This is a genomic window from Rhizobium sp. RCC_161_2 (assembly GCF_041355235.1).
Classification (GTDB): Bacteria; Pseudomonadota; Alphaproteobacteria; order Rhizobiales; family Rhizobiaceae; genus Rhizobium.
On the sequence record NZ_JBFUPL010000003.1, the window covers coordinates 280397 to 300725 of the forward strand.

25 protein-coding genes are annotated in these 20329 nt (G+C 60.6%); 17 read left to right on the forward strand and 8 right to left on the reverse strand.

Annotated features, from left to right (window positions below):
• The first annotated feature begins 70 nt into the window (after positions 1–70).
• Together AB6803_RS09165 and AB6803_RS09170 are read left to right on the forward strand one after the other, a co-directional pair.
• A complete protein-coding gene (locus tag AB6803_RS09165) occupies positions 71–460 on the forward strand; it encodes a group II truncated hemoglobin (RefSeq protein ID WP_371108590.1) in 390 nt (129 codons plus the stop codon).
• Positions 461–468: 8 nt separating this feature from the next.
• The gene (locus tag AB6803_RS09170; protein ID WP_371108591.1) at positions 469–846 is read left to right on the forward strand and encodes a DUF423 domain-containing protein; all 378 of its coding nucleotides are present in this window, start codon (positions 469–471) and stop codon (positions 844–846) included.
• A gap of 16 nt (positions 847–862) precedes the next feature.
• On the opposite strand, the gene AB6803_RS09175 is transcribed toward AB6803_RS09170, so the two are convergent.
• The 5 genes from AB6803_RS09175 to AB6803_RS09195 form a co-directional block, all read right to left on the reverse strand.
• The gene (locus AB6803_RS09175) at positions 863–1177 is read right to left on the reverse strand and encodes an antibiotic biosynthesis monooxygenase (RefSeq protein ID WP_371108592.1); all 315 of its coding nucleotides are present in this window, start codon (positions 1175–1177) and stop codon (positions 863–865) included.
• A gap of 20 nt (positions 1178–1197) precedes the next feature.
• Positions 1198–1476 (reverse strand): hypothetical protein, encoded by a 279-nt coding sequence (locus AB6803_RS09180; RefSeq protein WP_371108593.1) that lies wholly within the window; start codon positions 1474–1476, stop codon positions 1198–1200.
• Positions 1473–1871 (reverse strand): DUF2325 domain-containing protein, encoded by a 399-nt coding sequence (locus AB6803_RS09185; protein WP_007689862.1) that lies wholly within the window; start codon positions 1869–1871, stop codon positions 1473–1475. Before AB6803_RS09185 ends, AB6803_RS09180 begins: the two co-directional genes overlap by 4 nt.
• Positions 1872–2005: 134 nt before the next feature.
• On the reverse strand, positions 2006–3259 hold the full coding sequence (locus tag AB6803_RS09190; protein ID WP_371108594.1) for a TonB family protein: 1254 nt from the start codon (positions 3257–3259) through the stop codon (positions 2006–2008).
• A 4-nt stretch (positions 3260–3263) separates the two neighbouring features.
• Complete coding sequence (locus AB6803_RS09195; RefSeq protein ID WP_371108595.1) at positions 3264–3719, reverse strand: hypothetical protein; 456 nt, start codon at positions 3717–3719, stop codon at positions 3264–3266.
• A gap of 198 nt (positions 3720–3917) precedes the next feature.
• Between AB6803_RS09195 and hemP the strand changes: the two genes are divergently transcribed.
• The 7 genes from hemP to AB6803_RS09230 all read left to right on the forward strand — a co-directional run bounded on the left by hemP (position 3918) and on the right by AB6803_RS09230 (position 8948).
• Positions 3918–4091 carry a hemin uptake protein HemP gene (gene hemP, locus AB6803_RS09200; protein WP_153365876.1) on the forward strand — a complete coding sequence of 58 codons (174 nt, stop codon included), beginning with the start codon at positions 3918–3920 and terminating at the stop codon, positions 4089–4091.
• Positions 4092–4100: 9 nt separating this feature from the next.
• Positions 4101–5156 (forward strand): hemin-degrading factor, encoded by a 1056-nt coding sequence (locus AB6803_RS09205; RefSeq protein WP_371108596.1) that lies wholly within the window; start codon positions 4101–4103, stop codon positions 5154–5156.
• Positions 5157–5166: 10 nt separating this feature from the next.
• Positions 5167–6099, forward strand: coding sequence for a hemin ABC transporter substrate-binding protein (locus tag AB6803_RS09210; RefSeq protein WP_371108597.1), 933 nt, complete (start codon positions 5167–5169; stop codon positions 6097–6099).
• Position 6100: 1 nt separating this feature from the next.
• On the forward strand, positions 6101–7210 hold the full coding sequence (locus AB6803_RS09215; protein WP_371108598.1) for a FecCD family ABC transporter permease: 1110 nt from the start codon (positions 6101–6103) through the stop codon (positions 7208–7210).
• A 7-nt stretch (positions 7211–7217) separates the two neighbouring features.
• Positions 7218–8009 carry a heme ABC transporter ATP-binding protein gene (locus AB6803_RS09220; RefSeq protein ID WP_371108599.1) on the forward strand — a complete coding sequence of 264 codons (792 nt, stop codon included), beginning with the start codon at positions 7218–7220 and terminating at the stop codon, positions 8007–8009.
• Positions 8010–8183: 174 nt separating this feature from the next.
• Positions 8184–8534 (forward strand): hypothetical protein, encoded by a 351-nt coding sequence (locus AB6803_RS09225; RefSeq protein WP_371108600.1) that lies wholly within the window; start codon positions 8184–8186, stop codon positions 8532–8534.
• Positions 8535–8543: 9 nt separating this feature from the next.
• Positions 8544–8948, forward strand: coding sequence for a hypothetical protein (locus AB6803_RS09230; RefSeq protein ID WP_371108601.1), 405 nt, complete (start codon positions 8544–8546; stop codon positions 8946–8948).
• A 96-nt stretch (positions 8949–9044) separates the two neighbouring features.
• Here AB6803_RS09230 and AB6803_RS09235 read toward each other — a convergent pair whose 3' ends face one another.
• Both AB6803_RS09235 and AB6803_RS09240 read right to left on the reverse strand, forming a co-directional pair.
• A complete protein-coding gene (locus AB6803_RS09235) occupies positions 9045–9596 on the reverse strand; it encodes an RNA polymerase sigma factor (protein WP_371108602.1) in 552 nt (183 codons plus the stop codon).
• Positions 9597–9607: 11 nt separating this feature from the next.
• The gene (locus tag AB6803_RS09240) at positions 9608–9814 is read right to left on the reverse strand and encodes a NepR family anti-sigma factor (protein WP_047456638.1); all 207 of its coding nucleotides are present in this window, start codon (positions 9812–9814) and stop codon (positions 9608–9610) included.
• Between the two features lie 268 nt (positions 9815–10082).
• Between AB6803_RS09240 and AB6803_RS09245 the strand changes: the two genes are divergently transcribed.
• The 5 genes from AB6803_RS09245 (at position 10083) to AB6803_RS09265 (ending at position 15690) form a co-directional block, all read left to right on the forward strand.
• Positions 10083–10877: a response regulator gene (locus tag AB6803_RS09245; RefSeq protein WP_371108603.1), complete on the forward strand. Its 795-nt coding sequence runs from the start codon at positions 10083–10085 to the stop codon at positions 10875–10877.
• Positions 10878–11102: 225 nt separating this feature from the next.
• The gene (locus AB6803_RS09250; protein WP_371108604.1) at positions 11103–12056 is read left to right on the forward strand and encodes a sensor histidine kinase; all 954 of its coding nucleotides are present in this window, start codon (positions 11103–11105) and stop codon (positions 12054–12056) included.
• 510 nt (positions 12057–12566) lie between these two features.
• Positions 12567–13928 (forward strand): NAD(P)-dependent oxidoreductase, encoded by a 1362-nt coding sequence (locus AB6803_RS09255; RefSeq protein WP_371108605.1) that lies wholly within the window; start codon positions 12567–12569, stop codon positions 13926–13928.
• 13 nt (positions 13929–13941) lie between these two features.
• Entirely contained in the window at positions 13942–15255 is a 1314-nt protein-coding gene (gene preA, locus AB6803_RS09260; protein WP_371108606.1) for an NAD-dependent dihydropyrimidine dehydrogenase subunit PreA, read from the forward strand.
• A gap of 348 nt (positions 15256–15603) precedes the next feature.
• Positions 15604–15690 (forward strand): SEC-C metal-binding domain-containing protein, encoded by an 87-nt coding sequence (locus AB6803_RS09265; RefSeq protein ID WP_371109001.1) that lies wholly within the window; start codon positions 15604–15606, stop codon positions 15688–15690.
• Between the two features lie 113 nt (positions 15691–15803).
• Here the strand turns inward: AB6803_RS09265 and AB6803_RS09270 are convergent, their stop codons facing one another.
• Positions 15804–16448, reverse strand: a complete 645-nt coding sequence (locus AB6803_RS09270) for a TetR family transcriptional regulator C-terminal domain-containing protein (RefSeq protein ID WP_371108607.1) — start codon at positions 16446–16448, stop codon at positions 15804–15806.
• A 301-nt stretch (positions 16449–16749) separates the two neighbouring features.
• Between AB6803_RS09270 and AB6803_RS09275 the strand changes: the two genes are divergently transcribed.
• The 3 genes from AB6803_RS09275 (at position 16750) to hydA (ending at position 20328) form a co-directional block, all read left to right on the forward strand.
• Positions 16750–18003 (forward strand): Zn-dependent hydrolase, encoded by a 1254-nt coding sequence (locus AB6803_RS09275; RefSeq protein ID WP_371108608.1) that lies wholly within the window; start codon positions 16750–16752, stop codon positions 18001–18003.
• Positions 18004–18209: 206 nt separating this feature from the next.
• Complete coding sequence (locus AB6803_RS09280) at positions 18210–18641, forward strand: endonuclease domain-containing protein (protein ID WP_371108609.1); 432 nt, start codon at positions 18210–18212, stop codon at positions 18639–18641.
• Between the two features lie 232 nt (positions 18642–18873).
• Positions 18874–20328, forward strand: a complete 1455-nt coding sequence (gene hydA, locus AB6803_RS09285) for a dihydropyrimidinase (RefSeq protein ID WP_371108610.1) — start codon at positions 18874–18876, stop codon at positions 20326–20328.
• Position 20329 lies beyond the last annotated feature (1 nt).

Below are 20329 nucleotides of genomic sequence, written 5' to 3' on the forward strand. Positions count from 1 at the left end.
TGAGTGGAATCCGCGATTGCGATCCGCCTTGCGAATTGCCATGTAAAGCGTGGCGAACGGGGACCGGCATTTGAGCGAAGAGACCATCACCCTCTACCAGGCGATCGGCGGTGAAGAGACTGTGCGCTCGCTGACGACACGCTTCTACGATCTGATGGACACGCTGCCGGAGGCGGCCAACTGTCGCGCCGTGCATCCGCCAAGCCTCGAAGGCTCCCGCGAAAAATTCTACGAATATCTGACCGGCTATCTCGGCGGACCGCAGCTCTACATCGAGAAACGCGGCCATCCGCGCCTGCGCAGCCGTCATTTCGTGGCTGCTATCGGCCCCGCCGAGCGCGACGAATGGCTGCTCTGCTTCCGCCGCGCCATGGCTGAAACCATCGAAAACGAAAAGCTGCGGGCGATCATCTGGGAGCCGATCGAGCGCCTCGCCTTCCATATGCAGAACCGGGAATGAGAGAAGACATGAGCCTCAGCACGATAATCCGTCCGCTCACCCTGTTTGCTGCCGGTATCCTCGGCGCCGCCGGCGTCGCGCTCGCAGCCGCTGCATCGCATGGCGGCGATACGCATTTCCTCGGCTCCGCCTCGACCATGTGCCTGGCGCATGCCCCTGCCCTGCTCGCCCTCTATGCCGGCTATGACCGCATCCGCACCGCGCCGGTGGCCACCGTCCTGCTCGGATTGGGAACGCTGATCTTCGCAGGCGATCTGGTCAGCCGCCATTTTCTGGCCAGCTCACTCTTCCCCCTGGCCGCTCCGACCGGAGGAATGGGCATGATGGCGGGATGGGTTGTGGTAGCGCTGGGAGCGTTCTTCAGGAAAGGCGCGGAGGGAGTTTGAGGCGCGTCAGCCTATCTCAAACCCCGGCAACCACATTGAACCCTTCGAACTGCGGTGGTCCCCAGTACAATGCCTTATTACTGCCGGCATTGCGGTGCGCCTCGCGAAAATTCTCGGATTTCGTCCAGTTGAGGAAATCCTCTTCGCTGCGCCAGATCGTGTGCGAGGAAAATAGCGTATAGCCCTCCTCGACATTCATGGAACCGCGCAGCAGGCGGAACTCCACGAAACCGGGAACGTCTCCCAGCCGGGAATCCCGGTCTTTCCAGATAGTTTCGAAAGCAATCTCTGAACCGATGACGACCTTGAAGCGGTTCATGGCGATGTACATGGGCTAGACCTCTCGGGCAATCAGACCTTCTTGCGACGATCGACAGTTTTGCCCGGTCGAGGTGTAAAGGCAATGACATTCGTGCCATCGCGTGCCGTAATATCTCGCGTTATATCCGATTGCTCTCCCGGCAGGCGTGCCTGCCAGGATGGAAATGCCGTCACGTTGGGAGCCTGCCGCTGCTCCTCGGCGCGACGCATCAGCAATTCATAGAGTTCCGGCACGAGGCCGTCGCCATTCTGCGCGGCCAGCTTGTGCAGGCCGATCATCATGAACCCGTCAGGGCCTTGATCATTCATCGGGCAGCGTCTCGTTCGTTCATCGTCGTCAGCGCCCGCTCGAGGCTCGACTTGCTGCCGTTGCGCAAGGGTATGAACGCCTTGCCGAACTTCTTGCAGCCGGTCTTCACCCGCAGGCAGGCATCGTGGCTGATACAGTCGATCGGGCAGAAGACGCAGTCGACGGACGGCAGCACGGTATCGATGCGCGACACCGCCTCGCGCAAGCCGCCATCATGATGGATCAGCTCGGCGCCGAAGTTGCTTGCGATCTGCCGCAGATGCGCCACCTGGCAATCGCGACCGCCGACATATAGGAAACTGCGCCCATCGAGGCTGGATTTCCCGGATGTCTGCTCCGGCTTTTGCGCCTCGCGACTATCCCGGCCCAAATCCCTCTTCCCCTTACGCGCCATACATCACCCGTTCATTGGTTGCTCTAGCGCACCCGATTCCGTCGAGCGCAGGGCGACCATATTAAACATGAGTTTTGGAGTAAAGTATAAAGTTGATGATTTTTATCATATTTTGTCGCGGCCGCGATCGCGGATTACCGTCCTTCAACCCGGATCGCTTGTGTGGCCGGCCAAGTCGGCTTGCCCCACTCCGGAGGCAATGCGGGAAATGGTGCAGCGCGACGGATTTGCTCCATTGCAGCCTGATCTAATTCAGGATCGCCAGAGCTGCGCGCCAAGGAAAGAGAACGGAGTTCGCCGCCCGAGCCAATAACCAAGCTAACAACAAGCGTTAAACCCTGCTCTTTATGTTTCGAAGACAGCCTAGCCATATAACGTTTAAGGCGAGCCTCTACTTTACCCCTATAGTTCGCGATCGCGGCATTACCCGAGCCTGTTCGACGGGCGTCAGACTGTGAGTTCTTATCAGACTGCGCCGTCTCAGTGCCTTCGGAAGAGCCCCTCTTCGAATCCTCTCGACTGTCGCCGTTAGAACCGGCTTTCACCTTCACAACCTTCTGCGGCTGCTTCTTGACGTCTTTCGGTTTGTCGACCGGCTTGGACCGTTGAACCGGCTTGTCGACCGGGGTTATCATTTCAGCGGGAGGCTCGGCGGCTTGGGTTGTTTCAGTCGGCTGTATTTCGACCGGCTCCGCATTTACCGGCTGAACCACCGTCGTTTCGGCCGGCACCTGCGTTGCCAATATTTCGGGCTCCGGTGTGACGACCGTTTCTGGCGATACCTGCTGCGCCGTCTCGGGCGTTGGTTGAACAGGATCAACCGTCTCCACAGGCTCAGCGGCCTCCGCTTCGGCAGGCTCAGCGGTCGTCGGTTGCACAGTCTCCGACTGTACGGCTTCCGCCATTACCTGCTCTGGCTCTGGCGGTTGTTTACTTTCCTCTCCTGCGGCTGTCGCGTCCACATCGCCATTGCCGAGCATGATGACACTGAGCGTATCGCCTGCCTCTTCCTTGGCTTCGTCTTCTGGCGGCACGACTGTAAACAGCAATACCGCGGCAATAACTGCGAAGTGAAAGAGAGAAGAACCGATACAGGCGACGGTGACACCCTTCTTGCCTGCGGAAAGGACGTGGCTCGGCTTCTCCGCCGACAACATGTCCATGACCGGCGGCTCGGAGGCATCCGGCGCGGGCTCGGTCGGGTGAGCGGGATAGGAGTCGATCTGGGTGAAGCGGCTGTAATGCGATACCGCCTCGGCGGTCGGCGGACGCGGCAGGCCGTCGAGGCCGGCCAGTTCGTGGCCCGGAAGCACGCTCGGATAGTTGTCATTCAAGCCATCGCCGGAGCGGCGGCGATCGATGGAAACCTGAACCGAGCGGCGTGCCATGGCTTCAGCCTTCGAAAGGAACGGAAAGCTGGGAGCGTGTCGTCAAGGCGGCCTTGCAGGCGCCCGCCGCCGGGCCATCGCAGACCGGCGTATCGTTGACGATGATGCGGCTGACGCTTTCGCATTTCACACCGGGCATATCGAACTGCCGTACGCGCTTCTTACCGACCGGCAGATCGCGGAAGTCGAGAACGGTGACGCGGTCGACCGCATTCTTGTCGTTGAAGAAGGCGAGCTCGAAGGAGATCTTGTTGATCGGCGTCGTCAGGTCGTTTTCCGCGACGAAGGTCATCATGCAGCCCTTCTGGGAGGGCGCCAGCGCGTTGAGTTCGACGTTGAGCTTCTGCGCATCCGTTGCAGGAGCCGGCGCCGCGACCGCATCCTCGGCGAAGGCCGGGACACAGGAAGCCATGGCAAACAGTCCACCCGCGGCAACGGCCAGAATCGTCTTGGTCAGCATCAGCAATCACTCCCGAAATGTCTCTTGGCGAACGCAAAGCGAGCATTGGATGCCAACGCGTGCACCACCTAAAATTTTAAACTTGACTCCAACAGTCTTCTATTGCGTCTTTAGGAAACCATGACTATGTGAGTCAAGTTAAATCTGGCCGGAGCAACCCTACGGTCCCCTATGAATTTTCAGGCAAAACCAAGCAGGATGATTGCTGAGAAGCCCCCAATACAGCCGGTGCCGCCAGTGGCCGCACAGCAAATTAGAATGGTCGAGAGCACCGATATTTTCCGGGGCCAGACCGAAATCATGATCAGGCATGAGGGCGTCATCTATCGGATGAAGATCACGCGCCAAGGCAAACTCATTCTCAACAAATAGGCATAGCAGATGACCGAGACGACCCGCCCCACCCCTGCCGCCATCCGCGCCTTCCGCGCCGAGAATTCGAACATGCGTGAGCGCGATATTGCCGCTCGCCTTAACGTTTCCGAAGCCGCGCTAGTCGCTGCCGAAGTCGGTATTTCCGCCATTCGCATCGATGCCGACGCCAACCGTTTCCTTAAGCACATCGCCTCGCTCGGTGAAGTCATGGCGCTGTCGCGCAACGAGAGCGCCGTGCACGAGAAGATCGGCGTCTACGAGAACATCAAGTCCGGCGTACAGGCCGCCATCGTGCTCGGTGAGAATATCGACCTGCGCATCTTCCCGAAGCGCTGGGCGCATGGCTTCGCCGTCACCAAGACGGACGGAGATCAGCAGAAACTCAGCCTGCAATTCTTCGACAAGGCCGGCGACGCCGTACACAAGGTGCATCTGCGTCCCGCCTCCAATGTCGAGGCCTATCACGACATGGTCGCGGCACTTCGGCTCGATGATCAGTCGCAGGATCTGATCGAAGATTTCTCCGGTTATGACAATGGCGCGATCGACGGCGATATCAGCCGCGACAAGCTGCGCGACCATTGGAGCCGCATGACGGATACGCATGAATTCTTCGGCATGCTGAAGAAACTGAAGATCGGCCGCCAGGCGGCGATCCGCGCCGTCGGCGATGATTACGCCTGGAAGCTCGAAACCGGCGCTGTCGCCGAGATGATGCATGCCTGCGTGCGCGAGGGCCTGCCGATCATGTGCTTCGTCACCAATGAGGGCACCGTTCAGATCCATTCCGGTCCGATTATCAACGTCGCGACCATGGGGCCCTGGATCAACGTCATGGATCCCACTTTCCATCTGCATCTGCGCCAGGACCACATCGCGGAAGCCTGGGCCGTTCGCAAGCCGACCAAGGACGGCCATGTCACCTCCTTCGAGGCCTATAACGCCAAGGGCGCGATGATCATCCAGTTCTTCGGCAAGCGGAAGGAAGGCTTCGACGAGCGCCGCGACTGGCGCGCCATCATCGAAAACCTGACACGGGCCGACGCCAGCGTCGCCGCCTGAGGATCGAGCCATGACGATGTTGACCAATATCAAGCGCATCAAGCCGTGGGAAATCGTGCTCACCGCTGTGGTGATGATCCTGCCGCTGGTGCCCGTCAGCCCGATCAAGGGCAACTACAGCCTGGTCCAGCGCGCCCATGCGACAGAGGCGCCGAAGATCGACACATCACGACTTGTCTCGGTGGGCGGCGATGTCACCGAGATCATTTATGCGCTCGGCGAGGAAAAGCGGCTCATTGCCCGCGACTCCACCAGCAACTATCCGGAAGCGGCGGCCAAGCTGCCTGATGTCGGCTATATGCGCGCGCTGTCACCGGAGGGCATCCTTGCCGTCAATCCGACCGCCATCATCGCCGTCGAGGGCTCCGGCCCGCCGGAGGCGCTCGCCGTGCTGCGCAATGCCAGCCTGCCCTTCGAAACCGTGCCGCAGACCTATGATCGCGACGGCATCCTGAAGAAGATCGACGTCGTCGGCTCGCTGCTCGGCGTGCCGGACAAGGCAAGGGCACTGGAAAGCAAGGTCGCCGCCGATCTCGATGCCGCCATTGCCAACTCAGAAAAGCGTCCGCAAGCCGAGCGCAAGCGTGTGCTCTTCATCCTCAGCAACCAGAACGGCAAGATCCTCGCCTCCGGCGACAATACCGCCGCCAGTGGCATCATCAAGCTCGCCGGCGCGATCAACGCGGTCGGCAGCTTCTCCGGTTATAAGCCGCTGACGGACGAAGCCATCATCGAGGCCAAGCCCGACATCATCCTGATCATGGATCGCGAAGGCCCTCTGTCGATGAAGGACGAGGACCTGTTGAAGCAGCCGGCGATTTCGCTGACGCCCGCCGCCAGTCACAAGGCGATCGTCCGCATGGACGGCCTGCATCTCCTGGGCTTCGGACCCCGCACCGCCAGCGCCGTACGCGAGCTGAACGCGGCGATCTACGGAGGCTGACATGGCGCTCAGCGAGGTCGTGGCGGAGCTGAAGCATATGTCGCACGGAACGACGCGCCGTCGAGAGGGTGACCGTACCCTGCTCGCCGTCCTCGTTCTCGCCGGCCTCGCGGTCGCCTCCGTCCTCGCTTTCGCCTTCTCGATCACCATGGGTGCCTCGAATGCGTCGATCATCGATGTCATCCGCAGCATGGTCGGCAGCGGCGCGGATAGCGCGCTCAGCAATCGTGACCGCATCATCATCTTCGATATCCGCCTGCCCCGCGCCATCCTCGGCTTCCTGATCGGCGGCGGGCTCGCCGTTTCCGGCGCGGTCATGCAGGGTCTGTTCCGCAACCCGCTGGCAGATCCCGGCCTGATCGGCATCTCGGCGGGCGCCAGCCTCGGCGCGGTCGGAATGATCGTCCTCGGCGCTGGCATCCTCGCGCCGGTCGCGCATCTCCTGGGCATCTTCGCCCTGCCGATCGCCGCCTTCATCGGCGGCCTTGCCACGACGATCATCCTCTACAAGGTGGCGACGCGGCATGGGCAGACATCGATCGCCACCATGCTTCTCGCCGGCATCGCCATCGGCTCGCTGACGCTGGCGGCAACCGGCCTCTTGATCTATATGGCCGACGATCGGCAGCTGCGCGACCTCACCTTCTGGAGCATGGGCTCGCTTGCCGGTTCGACCTGGGACAAGATCGCCGCAGCCGGTCCGGTCATTGTCCTTGCCATGCTCCCATTGCCGTTCATGGCACGCGGCCTAAACGCGCTGACACTTGGCGAAGCGGCCGCCTTCCACATGGGCGTAGCCGTCCAGCGCCTGAAGAATATCGCCATCGTCAGCGTCGCCGCCGCGGTCGGCGCCTCCGTCGCGGTCAGCGGCGGCATCGGCTTCATCGGCATCATAGTGCCGCATATCCTGCGCATGGCGATCGGCCCGGACCATCGTTTCCTGCTGCCGGCCTCGGCTCTGCTCGGCGGCTCCCTGCTGATCATCGCCGATGTGGTTGCCCGCATCATCGTCTCGCCGGCGGAACTGCCGATCGGCATCATCACCGCCGGTGTCGGTGGGCCGTTCTTCCTGTGGATGCTGCTACGGCAGCGCTCGCGCCTCAGCCTGTGAGTTCTCGATGATCGACGTCTCGAACCTTTCCGTCCGGCTTGCCGGCAAGACAGTCGTGCACGACGTCTCCTTCATTGCCGAACCCGGCGCCCTCACGGCGATCTGCGGACCGAACGGTTCCGGCAAGACGACGACCATGAAAGCCATTTCCGGCGAGCTTGCCTATCAGGGCTCGGTGCGCCTCAACGCGGCGGAGATCAGCAGCCTCCAGCCGTGGCAACTGGCGGAAACGCGCGGCGTGCTGCCGCAGGCGAACAGCATCTCCTTTCCCTTCACCGTCCGCGAAATCGTCCGCATAGGGCTGACGACCGGGCGCAACCGTCATCCCGAACAGGCCGACCGCATCGCCGCCGATGCGCTTGCCTCCGTCGACCTCACAGGCTTCGAGGGGCGCTTCTACCAGGAGCTTTCCGGCGGCGAACAACAGCGCGTCCAGCTCGCGCGGGTGCTCTGCCAGATCCCGGAGCCGGTCATCGACGGCAAGCCCTGCTGGCTGCTGCTCGACGAGCCAGTCTCCAGCCTCGACATCAGCCACCAATTGACGATCATGACGCTTGCCCGGCAATTCTGCCAGCGCGGCGGCGGTGTCATCGCCGTGATGCACGATCTCAACCTTACCGCGCTTTTCGCCGACCAGATGGTACTGCTCAAGAATGGCCAGTTGCAAGCAGCCGGTCCGGTCGCCGAGGTCCTGAGAGACCGGCATCTGCTGGATGTTTTCGGCTGCGCACTGAGGGTCAACCGCATTCCCAGCGACGGCGCTCCCTTCGTCCTCGCCCACAGTGCGCTTGGCGACTGAACTCGCTTTCGTTGCAAAGCCTGGAACCTTTCGTTGCATCGCCGCGTTGTTGACGGGTGACCCGGATCGATTTTCTGCGCGCCTGACGGCGCAACATGTCTTGCAGCATTCGGTCATCGCAACAGCCAGCGCGCCGTTCCCGGCGCCAGAGCAAAGACGCAAGGGAGAAAGACCATGGCCACATCCATCCTTCAATCGGCGAAAGCCAAGCGTAATGGCAGCAGCCTGCACGATATGGAAACCAGCATCGAAGAGCAGATTGCAAACCTGCGTAGCGAGATTGCCGCTTTTGCCAAAATCGTCGGTGAGAGCAGCGCCAAGCAGGGTGAAACGATGCGTGCCCGCGCAGAAACCGGCTTGGAAGATCTGACGGCCCGCGGCGAAGAGCTGCTGCGTGAACTACAACACGGCTATGCCAAGAGTTCACGCGAAGTGCGCAGGACCGTCCAGCAGCATCCGGTCGCAACCATCGGCGCCGCGGCCGCCTTCGGTCTGGCAATCGCCCTGCTTCTGTCCCGCCGCTAAGGAGCCGCGATGCTCGCTCCAATCCTCAGCCTGCTCCTGTCGGGCACACTGAACCGTACCGTTGCGCGCACCAAGCGCAACGGTATTTTTGTCGCTATCGCTGCGATCCTTCTCCTCACGGCCCATGGCTTTGCATTGGTGGCCGCCGCCATCTGGCTTGCAACCATCTATGGTGCCGCCGTTTCGGCGCTGCTGATTGCTGCCGGCGCGCTGCTGCTCGGCCTGATCGTTCTCGTCATCATGGCGATCATCAACAAGCAGGAGGAGCGCCGTGCCCGTGAACGCCGAGCCTCTTTGGAGACCATGGCCGTTGCCGCGCTCGGGCTTGCAAAGACGCAGCCGCTGTTGACCGCCGCCATTGCCACGGCACTCGTGTTCGGCAACCTGTTCGGAACGAAGAAACGGGATGATTGACGGCAGGCGAGCCGAGCATTCACTACCGCACGCGACCCAATGAACGAACAGCCTGCGCCATGCCGATGAACATGACGCAGGCTGAATAATACAATCTCAGAAGGCGAACGCCTTGGAGGTCAGCGGCGCGGATGTGGCATCCGGGCCGAAATCCGCTTCTCCTGTAATCTGCAGCAGCTCTTGCAGCCGCTGGCGGGCGCGGTTGACGCGGCTCTTGATGGTGCCGACGGCGCAACCGCAAATCTCGGCAGCTTCCTCATAGGAAAAACCGGAGGCGCCGACGAGGATGATGGCTTCGCGCTGATCGGGCGGCAGCTGATCCAGCGCCTTGCGGAAGTCCTGCAGGTCGAGTGCACCATATTGGGAAGGGTGCGTCGCCATCGATTCAGTGAACAGGCCATCACTGTCCTGCACCTCGCGGCCGCTCTTGCGCATCTGGCTGTAAAGTTCATTGCGCAGGATGGTAAAGAGCCAGGCCTTCATATTGGTGCCCATCTCGAAATGGTCCTGCTTCGCCCAGGCCTTCATGATCGTGTCCTGCACGAGATCATCGGCGCGATCGTGGCGGCCGGTCAGCGAAATGGCGAAGGCACGGAGGCTCGGCAGGGCAGCCAGGAGTTCGCGCTTGAAGCTCGGTTGCTGTTCCATGATGCTTCCCCTCAATCGGAGACTTTTGCGGAAGCCAAGCGTTCAACCTGATCGAGTTTCTCGAGCAGGTCGAGAAAACGATCAGGGATAGCCTCATCCTGCACTGCGGCGTAAAAGGAGCGCAGCCGGTTGCCGATCTGATTGTTGGGGTCCAGGATATCGGCTGCGCGCAAATCAGCGCGGTTCCGGTCCGCTTCCTCTTGATTCTGAATGGTCATTTTGGCCTGCTCGCTTCCGCATTTTCTGGCGTTCTATGGGTCGGGTGCGCCTGTATGCCCTGGTCGGAGTGACCAGTCTGCCTCGCCCGCGTCCGCTTCACATCGAAATCGGAGGAGGATGAAACCTACTGTTCGTTCGCAGGGTAATGCCATTGCCTAAAAAAAGTTCCGGTGCAGAGGAACTTTTTTACCAAGCTGGCGTTTCTTTATCATTGCAGCTTGGAGGCTGTATTTCAATTAGGAATTGATTAAAAGGCGGGAGCCATTAATGACACTTTCCACACGCATTGCGCCGCATCTTCCGTATTTGCGCCGCTACTCCCGCGCGCTTACCGGGACGCAGACTTCAGGGGATGCCTATGTCGCGGCCGTCCTCGAAGCGATCATCACCGACCTCTCCATTTTTCCGGAGACATCAAACGACCGCGTCGCCCTTTATAAACTCTTCACCAAGCTCTTTGGTTCCTCGGCGATCCAGGTTCCCGAACCGACATCGCCCTATGCCTGGGAGCAGCGTGCTTCGATAAACCTCGCAAAGGTGTCGCCGATCGCCCGTCAGGCCTTCCTTCTTGCTTCCGTCGAAAACTTCCGGCTCGGCGAAATCGCCAACATTCTCGAGGTATCGGAAACCGAGGCCATGAACCTGCTCGACAAGGCGTCGCAGGAGATTTCGCGCCAGGTCGCCACCGATATCATGATCATCGAGGACGAGCCGTTGATCGCGATGGATATCGAACAGATGGTGGAAAGCCTCGGGCATCGCGTGACCGGCATCGCCCGTACCCATGCGGAAGCTGTCGCCCTGCACAATGCCACCAAGCCCAGTATGGTGCTTGCCGACATCCAGCTTGCCGACGGCAGCTCCGGCATCGACGCCGTCAACGAGATCCTCAAGACATCGAACATTCCGGTCATCTTCATCACCGCCTTCCCGGAGCGTCTGTTGACCGGCGAACGCCCCGAGCCGACCTTCCTCGTCACCAAGCCGTTCAATCCGGACATGGTGAAAGCCCTGATCAGCCAGGCGCTTTTCTTCAACGAAACCACAAAGGTGGCCGCCTGACACGATTCGACACCTCGTCGCGGAACAAAGATAGCAACCGAACGTTCCGGTTGCTAAGGGACGCTTTACCGACTGTTATGGCGAGTGACTGTATAGACCGGACTGAGTTCTTCCGGCTGAGAATACCCTGTCGGCGGGGTTCTCGAAATTCGAGTGAAAGGCACACCGGTGAATACGACTGAACCATTATCCGGCGCGCCTTTGAGTTTTGAAGGCAAGGCCGCTATGATGGAGCGGGCCCTTGGTAGCGCCGGCATCTCAATCCTCTTTCAGGATGTGACTCTTGCAATCCGCTATGCCGAAAACCTACCCGATCACCTGAAACCATCCTTGATCCTCGGCGGCACCGATCTCCATCTCTTCGGCGAGAAGGATGGCGCGCACCTGCTGCAGCTGAAGCGCGGCGTGCTGGAAAGCGGCAAGCCCGCCAGCGCGGAAGTGGAGCTTCCAACCGGCGACGGCGTGCGCATCTACGAACTGAAGATCGAGCGCATAGGCGGGCGTAAGCCGCAGGGCCTGCTCTCCGTCATCTCCGAGATCACCGAGACCCGCCATCGCGAAAAGGTCCTGAAATCGCTGCTGCGCGAACTATCGCATCGCTCCAAGAACCTGCTGGCGATCATTCAGGGCATTGCCACGCAAACGGCCCGCCATACGTTGTCGATCGACAATTTCCTGATCAAGTTCCGCGGCCGCCTGCAATCGCTGTCGAACTCGCAGGACCTGATCACCGATTCCAGCTGGCGCGGCGCCTATTTGTTCGAACTCGCCGAGAAGCAATTCGCCCCCTACTGGCCCGATGCCGGCGTGCCCATGCCGATCTTCGGGATCAACGCGCATCTGACCCCGAATGCCGCCGTGCATCTCGGTCTTGCCCTGCACGAGCTGATCGTCAATTCCGCCTCGCATGGCGCCATTTCGGCCGGCGCCACCAGCATCACGCTGAACTGCAGGGAATCCGAGCTCGACGGCAAGAAGGCGATCGAGGTGACATGGTCGGAACGCTTCTATTTCCCGGCCGATCATGAATTCGAGGATAACAGCTTCAGCCGCACCGTGCTTGAACGCGTCGTGCCGAGCTCCATGAACGGCCGCGCCGATTTCTCCATCGGTGACGACAGCATCGGCTATCGCCTGACCATTCCGGAAGCCGAATATGAAATCCTCCGCCGCCGCTGAGCGGCGCGCATAAGGAACAAAAAATGAAAACAGCCAGTGCGAGGGCGGCGCACTGGCTGCTTTTCACTCATCGGGAGGGGACCGTGAGTAGTTGCCCGGTAACGATGTTGGGGGCGTGCATCAACTAATGCACTCATCACCAAGCATTCTCTAAACGACGACGCCGGACCTTGGTTCCCATCTTTTTCAAAAAATTTTTGATTTTTTTCTCATGCGTCCGCCACCATCTCGAAGGTGCGTCAACGACAGCCATTGCACACTTTGAGAATTTCCCCATAATTCTGGATTATTACAGTTAAGTTTTTTGATCTTTCATCGATCAGAAACTCAAGAATACAAAATACAAAACATACCCTTAGTAGAAATCCTCCGGCCAGGTTCAACACTGTGCGGCAGAGATGAAAATTTCTATTTCGACAAAAACGAAATCCAAAATTTTACCGTTTGATAAATTTTTTATCCTGAGTTACCGTTTGTTCCACTGGCCGTTTACTATAAGAGGGAACGTCAATGGGACGACTGGAAACAGGGATTCATAAGGGCCGGCTGACGCCTGCCGAGTATGATGCAAACTTCTCCGATCTTCATCCGCGCCTGAACGATCACGAGGCGCTGGTCGCCGCCGACCGCTGTTATTTCTGCTACGACGCGCCGTGCATGACGGCCTGTCCCACCTCCATCGACATTCCGCTGTTCATCCGCCAGATCTCGACGGGCAATCCCATCGGCTCGGCCAAGACGATCTTCGACCAGAACATTCTGGGCGGCATGTGCGCCCGCGTCTGTCCCACCGAACAGCTCTGCGAGCAGGATTGCGTGCGCAATACTGCCGAGGAGCGCCCGGTCGAGATCGGCCGCCTGCAACGCTACGCGACAGACATAGCAATGGCCGAGAACAAGCAGTTCTACGCCCGCGCCGCGTCGAGCGGCAAGAAGGTCGCCGTCGTCGGCGCCGGTCCGGCCGGTCTCGCCTGCGCCCATCGCCTTGCGGTAAAAGGCCATGACGTCACCATCTTCGACGCCCGCGAAAAGGCCGGCGGCCTCAACGAATATGGTATCGCCACCTACAAGGCGGTCGACGATTTCGCCCAGAAGGAAGTCGATTACGTGCTGTCGATCGGTGGCATCGAGGTGAAGAACGGCCAGGCGCTCGGCCGCGACTTCAGCCTTGCCGATCTCTCTTCGCAATATGACGCCGTCTTCCTCGGCCTCGGCCTTGCCGGCGTCAATGCGCTCCGCGCCGCAGGCGAGAATCTCGATGGCGTCGCCGATGCGGTCGCCTATATCGCCGACCTTCGGCAGGCGAACGACAAGGCCGATATCGCCATCGGCCGCCGCATCGTCGTTCTCGGTGGCGGCATGACAGCCATCGACGCGGCCGTGCAGGCAAAGCTGCTCGGCGCCGAAGAGGTGACGATCTGTTACCGCCGCGGCAAGGAGCATATGAATGCTTCCGAGTACGAGCAGGATCTCGCCGCATCCAAGGGCGTGATGATCCGTCATTGGCTGGCGCCGAAGCGCATTCTCGACAAGGACGGCAAGGTCGCCGGCATCGAGGTGGAATACACCGAGCTGCGCGACGGCAAGTTGACCGGCACTGGCGATATCGGCGTCATCGCCGCCGACCAGATCTTCAAGGCGATCGGCCAGACCTTCGAAGCCTCCGGCCTCGGAGCCCTCCGCATGGAAGCCGGCCGCATCGCCATCGACGGCGAAGGCCGCACCTCGCTCGACGGCGTCTGGGCCGGCGGCGACTGCGTGCTTGGCGGCGACGACCTGACGGTTTCCGCCGTCGCACAGGGCCGTGACGCGGCCGAATCCATCAACCACGCGCTCGCTGCCTCTGCGCAGCCGAACGCCGCCGTCGCTTGAAGGGGAAATCGATATGGCTGATCTCCGCAATAATTTCGTCGGCATCAAATCCCCGAACCCGTTCTGGCTCGCCTCCGCGCCGCCGACCGACAAGGCCTACAATGTCGAGCGCGCCTTCAGGGCCGGCTGGGGCGGCGTCGTCTGGAAAACCCTCGGCGAGGAAGGCCCGCCGGTCGTCAACGTCAACGGCCCGCGCTACGGCGCGATCTGGGGCGCCGACCGCCGCCTGCTTGGCTTGAACAATATCGAGCTGATCACCGACCGTGACCTCTACACCAACCTGCGCGAAATGAAGCAGGTGAAGATGAACTGGCCGGATCGCGCGCTGATCGCTTCGATCATGGTCCCTTGTGTCGAGGATGCCTGGAAAGCTATCCTGCCGCTGGTGGAGGAAACCGGTGCTGACGGCATCGAGCTCAACTTCGGCTGTCCGCACGGCATGTCGGAACGCGGCATGGGTGCCGCGGTCGGACAGGTGCCGGAATATATCGAAATGGTCGTGCGCTGGTGCAAGCAATATACCCGCATGCCCGTCATCACCAAGCTGACGCCGAATATCACCGATGTCCGCATGCCCGCCCGCGCCGCCAAGGCCGGTGGCACCGATGCCGTATCGCTGATCAACACCATCAACTCGATCGTATCGGTCGATCTCGACAATTTCGCCCCGAACCCGACGGTCGGCGGCAAGGGCAGCCATGGCGGCTATTGCGGCCCGGCGGTCAAGCCGATCGCACTCAACATGGTGGCCGAGATCGCCCGCGATCCGCAAACCCACGGCCTGCCGATCTCCGGCATAGGCGGCATCACCACTTGGCGTGACGCGGCCGAGTTCCTGGCGCTCGGCGCCGGCAACGTGCAGGTCTGCACGGCGGCGATGACCTACGGCTTCAAAATCGTCCAGGAGATGATCACCGGCCTCTCCGACTGGATGGATGAAAAGGGACATCGCACGCTGGACGACATCATCGCCCGCGCCGTGCCGAATGTCTCCGACTGGCAGTATCTCAACCTCAATTACATCGCCAAGGCCAAGATCGACCAGGACGCCTGCATCAAGTGCGGCCGCTGCTATATCGCCTGCGAGGACACCTCGCACCAGGCGATCACCAACATGGTCGACGGTGCGCGGCATTTCGAGGTGATGGACGAGGAATGCGTCGGCTGCAATCTCTGCGTCAGCGTCTGCCCGGTTGAAAACTGCATCACCATGGAAGAACTGCCGGCCGGCAGCCTCGACAAGCGCACCGGCAAGATCGTCGACCCGAACTACGCCAACTGGACGACCCATCCAAACAATCCGATGGCGCAGCAGGCGGCGGAGTAATCCGGGTCATTCTCGAATTGCGGTTCGGGGATTGTACCTACGAGAATTGAGATGGCGGCCGTCATTGCTACGGTCGCCATCGCTTTTTCGATTGTCCAGTATCCACGAGAGACCGTGTCGCGACCGAGGCCCCCCATTTCCTACTGGTCAAGACGACGGCCGTCGGCTACATGGCAGCGCGCTGCCGCCGATGGCAGTGCCCTGAACAAGAGGAGGCTACCATATCACGCAAGTCCAAAACCCTCCACGATGTGAGCTTTTGAGGTCACGTCCAAGCGACGCAAGTCTTTCCCCTCGGAAACCAAGGTCAAAACAGGCTCGCAATTCGTCCACGGCGATGTCGAACTGATCGAAAAGCTCGGTCGGAATGATCCCTGCCCCTGCGGTTCGCGGAGGCGGTTTCAAAAATTGCTGCCTGAAATCGGGCCATTATGACGGCATTGACCGGGATTACTATTTTTAGGGAGCGGGATTGATCTCGACAGAGAGCATTCCCTATTTTTCGATGGGCGGCGCGATCCAGAGCTTGGATTGCGCCGCAACCGCCACTAAGGTCGCCGAATGCCGAGCCCGTCGACAAATAGCTTTTCCAGATAGCGCGCCGCATCCTCGAAGCGCCCTTCTCCCGAATGTTCCTGCCCAAGCACAGCGCGCACCTGCACATCGAAATCGGCATAATGCTGCGTCGTCGACCAGATGGAGAAGATCAGGTGGTATGGGTCGCATTTGGCGATCTTGCCGGCCTTGGCCCAGGTGCGGATGACCTCGGCCTTTTCATCGACGAGACTCTTCAGCGGGCCGCGAAGCTCGTCCTCGATATGCGGCGCGCCCTGCAGCATCTCGTTGGCGAATAGGCGGCTTTCACGTGGGAAGTCGCGGGCCATTTCGAGCTTGCGGCGGATATAGGAGCGGATCTCGCTTTCGGGATTGCCATTGGCGTCGAAGGCACGCAACGGCTCCAGCCAGGTGAACAGCACGCGGTCGATCAGCGAGCGGTGCATGGCCTCCTTGGTGCGGAAATAATAGAGCACATTGGGCTTCGACATGCCGGCGACATCGGCGATCTGGTCGATGGTCGAGCCGCGGAAACCGTGGACGGAAAACACATCCAGCGCGGCCTCGAGTATCACTTCCTCTTTTTCTTCCTGGATGCGGGTGCGGCGCTGGGTCCTGGCGGCTCTGGGAATGGCCATGTCTGCTCTGTTTCTCCTTGAAATCCAAGCCCTTCGGCCAAGTTCTCATTGCACCCTGCCCGCGCTGTAAATTTGGGCAATTGCCTGAAATTTTATCGGGAATTTTCGCGCTTTTCGTCTTGAGCGCCGCCACGGAAGTTGTAATGTTTACCAATCGGTCAAATTATCTGTCAGATGTCTTACAAAGGCAACCGGCGATTTTCCGGGGCAAGAAAAACAAGCAAACGCTCCGGCAACGACCATCGGGAACAATTGGGCATGCGCCTTGCATGACCCGGCATAAACAGGTGAGGATTGCATCATGGTGGCAGCGCCAGGAGAAAACATGCGTATCAATGGCGATCGCCTTTGGGGCGCATTGATGGACATGGCGAAAATCGGCCCCGGCATTGCCGGCGGCAATAATCGTCAGACGCTGACGGATGCCGACGCCGAAGGCCGCAGCCTTTTCAAAACCTGGTGCGAAGATGCCGGTATGAAAGTCGGCGTCGACAAGATGGGCACGATGTTCGCCACCCGCGCCGGCACCGATCCGGACGCGCTGCCGATCTATGTCGGCTCACATCTCGACACCCAGCCGACCGGCGGCAAGTATGACGGCGTCCTCGGTGTCCTCGGCGCCCTCGAAGTCGTCCGCACGATGAACGATCTCGGCATCAAGACCAAGCATCCGATCGTGGTCACCAATTGGGCCAATGAAGAGGGCGCGCGCTTCGCCCCCGCCATGCTCGCCTCCGGCGTCTTCGCCGGCATGCATACGCTGGATTACGCCTATGGTCGCAAGGATCCGGATGGCAAGACCTATGGCGAGGAACTGAAGCGCATCGGGTGGCTCGGCGATGAAGAGGTCGGCGCCCGCAAGATGCACGCCTATTTCGAATACCACATCGAACAAGGTCCGATCCTCGAAGCCGAGGACAAGACGATCGGCGTCGTCACACACTGTCAGGGCCTGTGGTGGCTGGAAATCACGCTGACCGGCAAGGAAGCCCATACCGGCTCGACGCCGATGAACATGCGCGTCAATGCCGGGCTTGCCATGTCGCGGATCATCGAGATGGTGCAGGGCGTCGCCATGGAAAACCAGCCGGGCGCCGTCGGTGGCGTCGGCCAGGTGTTCTTCTCGCCGAACTCGCGCAACGTGCTCCCCGGCAAGGTGGTCTTCACCGTCGACATCCGCACGCCCGACAAGGACAAGCTCGACCGCATGCGCGCCAAGATCGAGGCCGAAGCGCCCAAGATCTGCGACGCCCTCGGCGTCGGCTGCTCCGTCGAGGCCATCGGTCATTTCGAGCCGGTGACCTTCGATCCGAAGCTGGTGACCGCCGTGCGCAACGCCGCCGAGAGGCTCGGCTATAGCCACATGAACATCATCTCCGGCGCCGGCCATGACGCGTGCTGGGCCGCCAAGGTAGCACCCGCCACCATGGTCATGTGCCCCTGCGTCGGCGGCCTGTCACACAACGAGGCCGAAGAGATTTCCAAGGAATGGGCCGCCGCCGGCGCCGATGTCCTGTTCCACGCGGTCGTGGAGACGGCGGAGATCGTGGCGTGATAGTGGCGCGCGCTCAGCAGCCCCCCTCATTCGCCCTTTGGGCACCTTCTCTCCGAGGGGAGAAAGGGGTACTCGCTTCTGTCGTCGGCGTTGCATGCGTAACCTTAGTTGAAAGCTTATTGTTCAGCACAGAAGGTGCGACGAGCGTCTCCTTCTCCCCTGCGGGGAGAAGGTGGCCCGAAGGGTCGGATGAGGGGGCGCCCCGGATGCCTGACAACAATGACATCACCAAACGCCGTCCAGGAAAAACCCAGCAAGCCCGCCGTCTTCGCAAAAACGATACCGAGGAAGAATATCGCCTCTGGAGCGATCTGCGAGGCCGTCGGCTGAATGGACACAAATTCGCACGGCAGATTCCGCTCGGCCCGTACGTCGTTGATTTTCTGTGTCGCGATAAGTTGCTGATCGTTGAAATCGACGGCTTCCAGCATGCAACCTCCCCCTCAGATATCGTTCGCACACATTGGCTCAACACACAGGGCTATTCGGTTTTGCGGTTCTGGAATCATGAAATCACGCGGGAACGCCGTGCGGTTTTGGAAACGATCCTGGCGGCGCTTGAGGGGCGGATATTCGAAAGAGACGACATTCTGCGCTTCTATCCTGCGATCAAACCGACGGGGGAAATAAGCCAATGATGTATCCGAACCATACCCCCTCATCCGCCCTTCGGGCACCTTCTCCCCGAGGGGAGAAGAGAAGGTTTGCCGCGCCGCCGTCTTTCTCAACAAACCACTGGCACAGTCAGAACTTACTTGGCACCGAAGGTTCGCCACGCCTCTCCTTCTCCCCCCGGGGAGAAGGTGGCCCGAAGGGTCGGATGAGGGGGTGCCACGGCTGCGCGCATCTCGAAAACAGGGAGCAGACACCATGAGCACTGTCATCAAGGGTGGAACCATCGTTACGGCCGATCTGACCTACAAGGCCGACGTCAAGATCGAAGGCGGGAAGATCGTTGAGATCGGGCAGAATCTGTCCGGCAGCGAAGTGCTCGATGCCTCCGGCTGTTATGTCATGCCGGGCGGCATCGACCCGCATACGCATCTCGAAATGCCGTTCATGGGCACCTATTCCTCCGACGATTTCGAGAGCGGCACGCGGGCGGCGCTCGCCGGCGGCACGACGATGGTGGTGGATTTTGCGCTGCCCTCGCCCGGCCAGTCGCTGCTCGAAGCCTTGACCATGTGGGACAACAAGTCGACGCGGGCAAATTGCGACTACTCGTTCCACATGGCGATTACCTGGTGGGGCGAGCAGGTCTTCAACGAGATGGAAGCCATCGTCCGCGACAAGGGCATCAACACATTCAAGCACTTCATGGCCTATAAGGGCGCGCTGATGGTGGATGACGACGAGATGTTCTCGTCCTTCCAGCGTTGCGCCGAGCTTGGCGCGCTGCCGCTCGTCCATGCCGAAAACGGCGACGTGGTGGCGCAGATGCAGGCAAAGCTGCTGGCCGAGGGCAATAACGGCCCGGAAGCGCATGCCTATTCCCGCCCCGCCGAAGTCGAGGGCGAAGCAACCAACCGCGCCATCATGATCGCCGACATGGCGGGCAGCCCGGTTTACATCGTCCACACCTCCTGCGAACAGGCCCATGAAGCCATCCGCCGCGCCCGTCAGAAGGGCATGCGCGTCTATGGCGAGCCACTAATCCAGCACCTGACGCTGGACGAAACCGAATATGCCAATGCCGATTGGGACCATGCCGCCCGCCGTGTCATGTCGCCGCCCTTCCGCAACAAGCAGCATCAGGACAGCCTCTGGGCCGGCCTTGCCTCCGGCTCGCTGCAGGTGGTCGCGACCGACCATTGCGCCTTCACCACCGAACAGAAGCGTTTTGGCCTTGGCGATTTCACCAAGATCCCGAACGGCACAGGCGGTCTCGAAGACCGCATGCCCATGCTCTGGACCTACGGCGTCAACACCGGCCGCCTGACCATGAACGAATTCGTGGCGGTGACCTCGTCCAATATCGCCAAGATCCTCAACTGCTACCCGAAGAAGGGCGCGATCCTCGTCGGCGCCGATGCGGATATCGTCGTCTGGGATCCGAAGCGCTCGAAGACCATTGCCGCCAAGACGCAACAGTCGGCAATCGACTACAACGTCTTCGAAGGCAAGGAAGTGACCGGCCTGCCGCGTTATACCCTGACCCGCGGCGTGGTCGCCATCGAGGAAGGCACGGTGAAGACGCAGCAGGGCCACGGCGAGTTCGTCAAGCGCGAACCCTACACCGCCGCCAACCGCGCGCTTTCGACCTGGAAAGATATCACCGCGCCGCGCAAGGTGCAGCGCAGCGGCATCCCCGCGAGCGGGGTGTAGC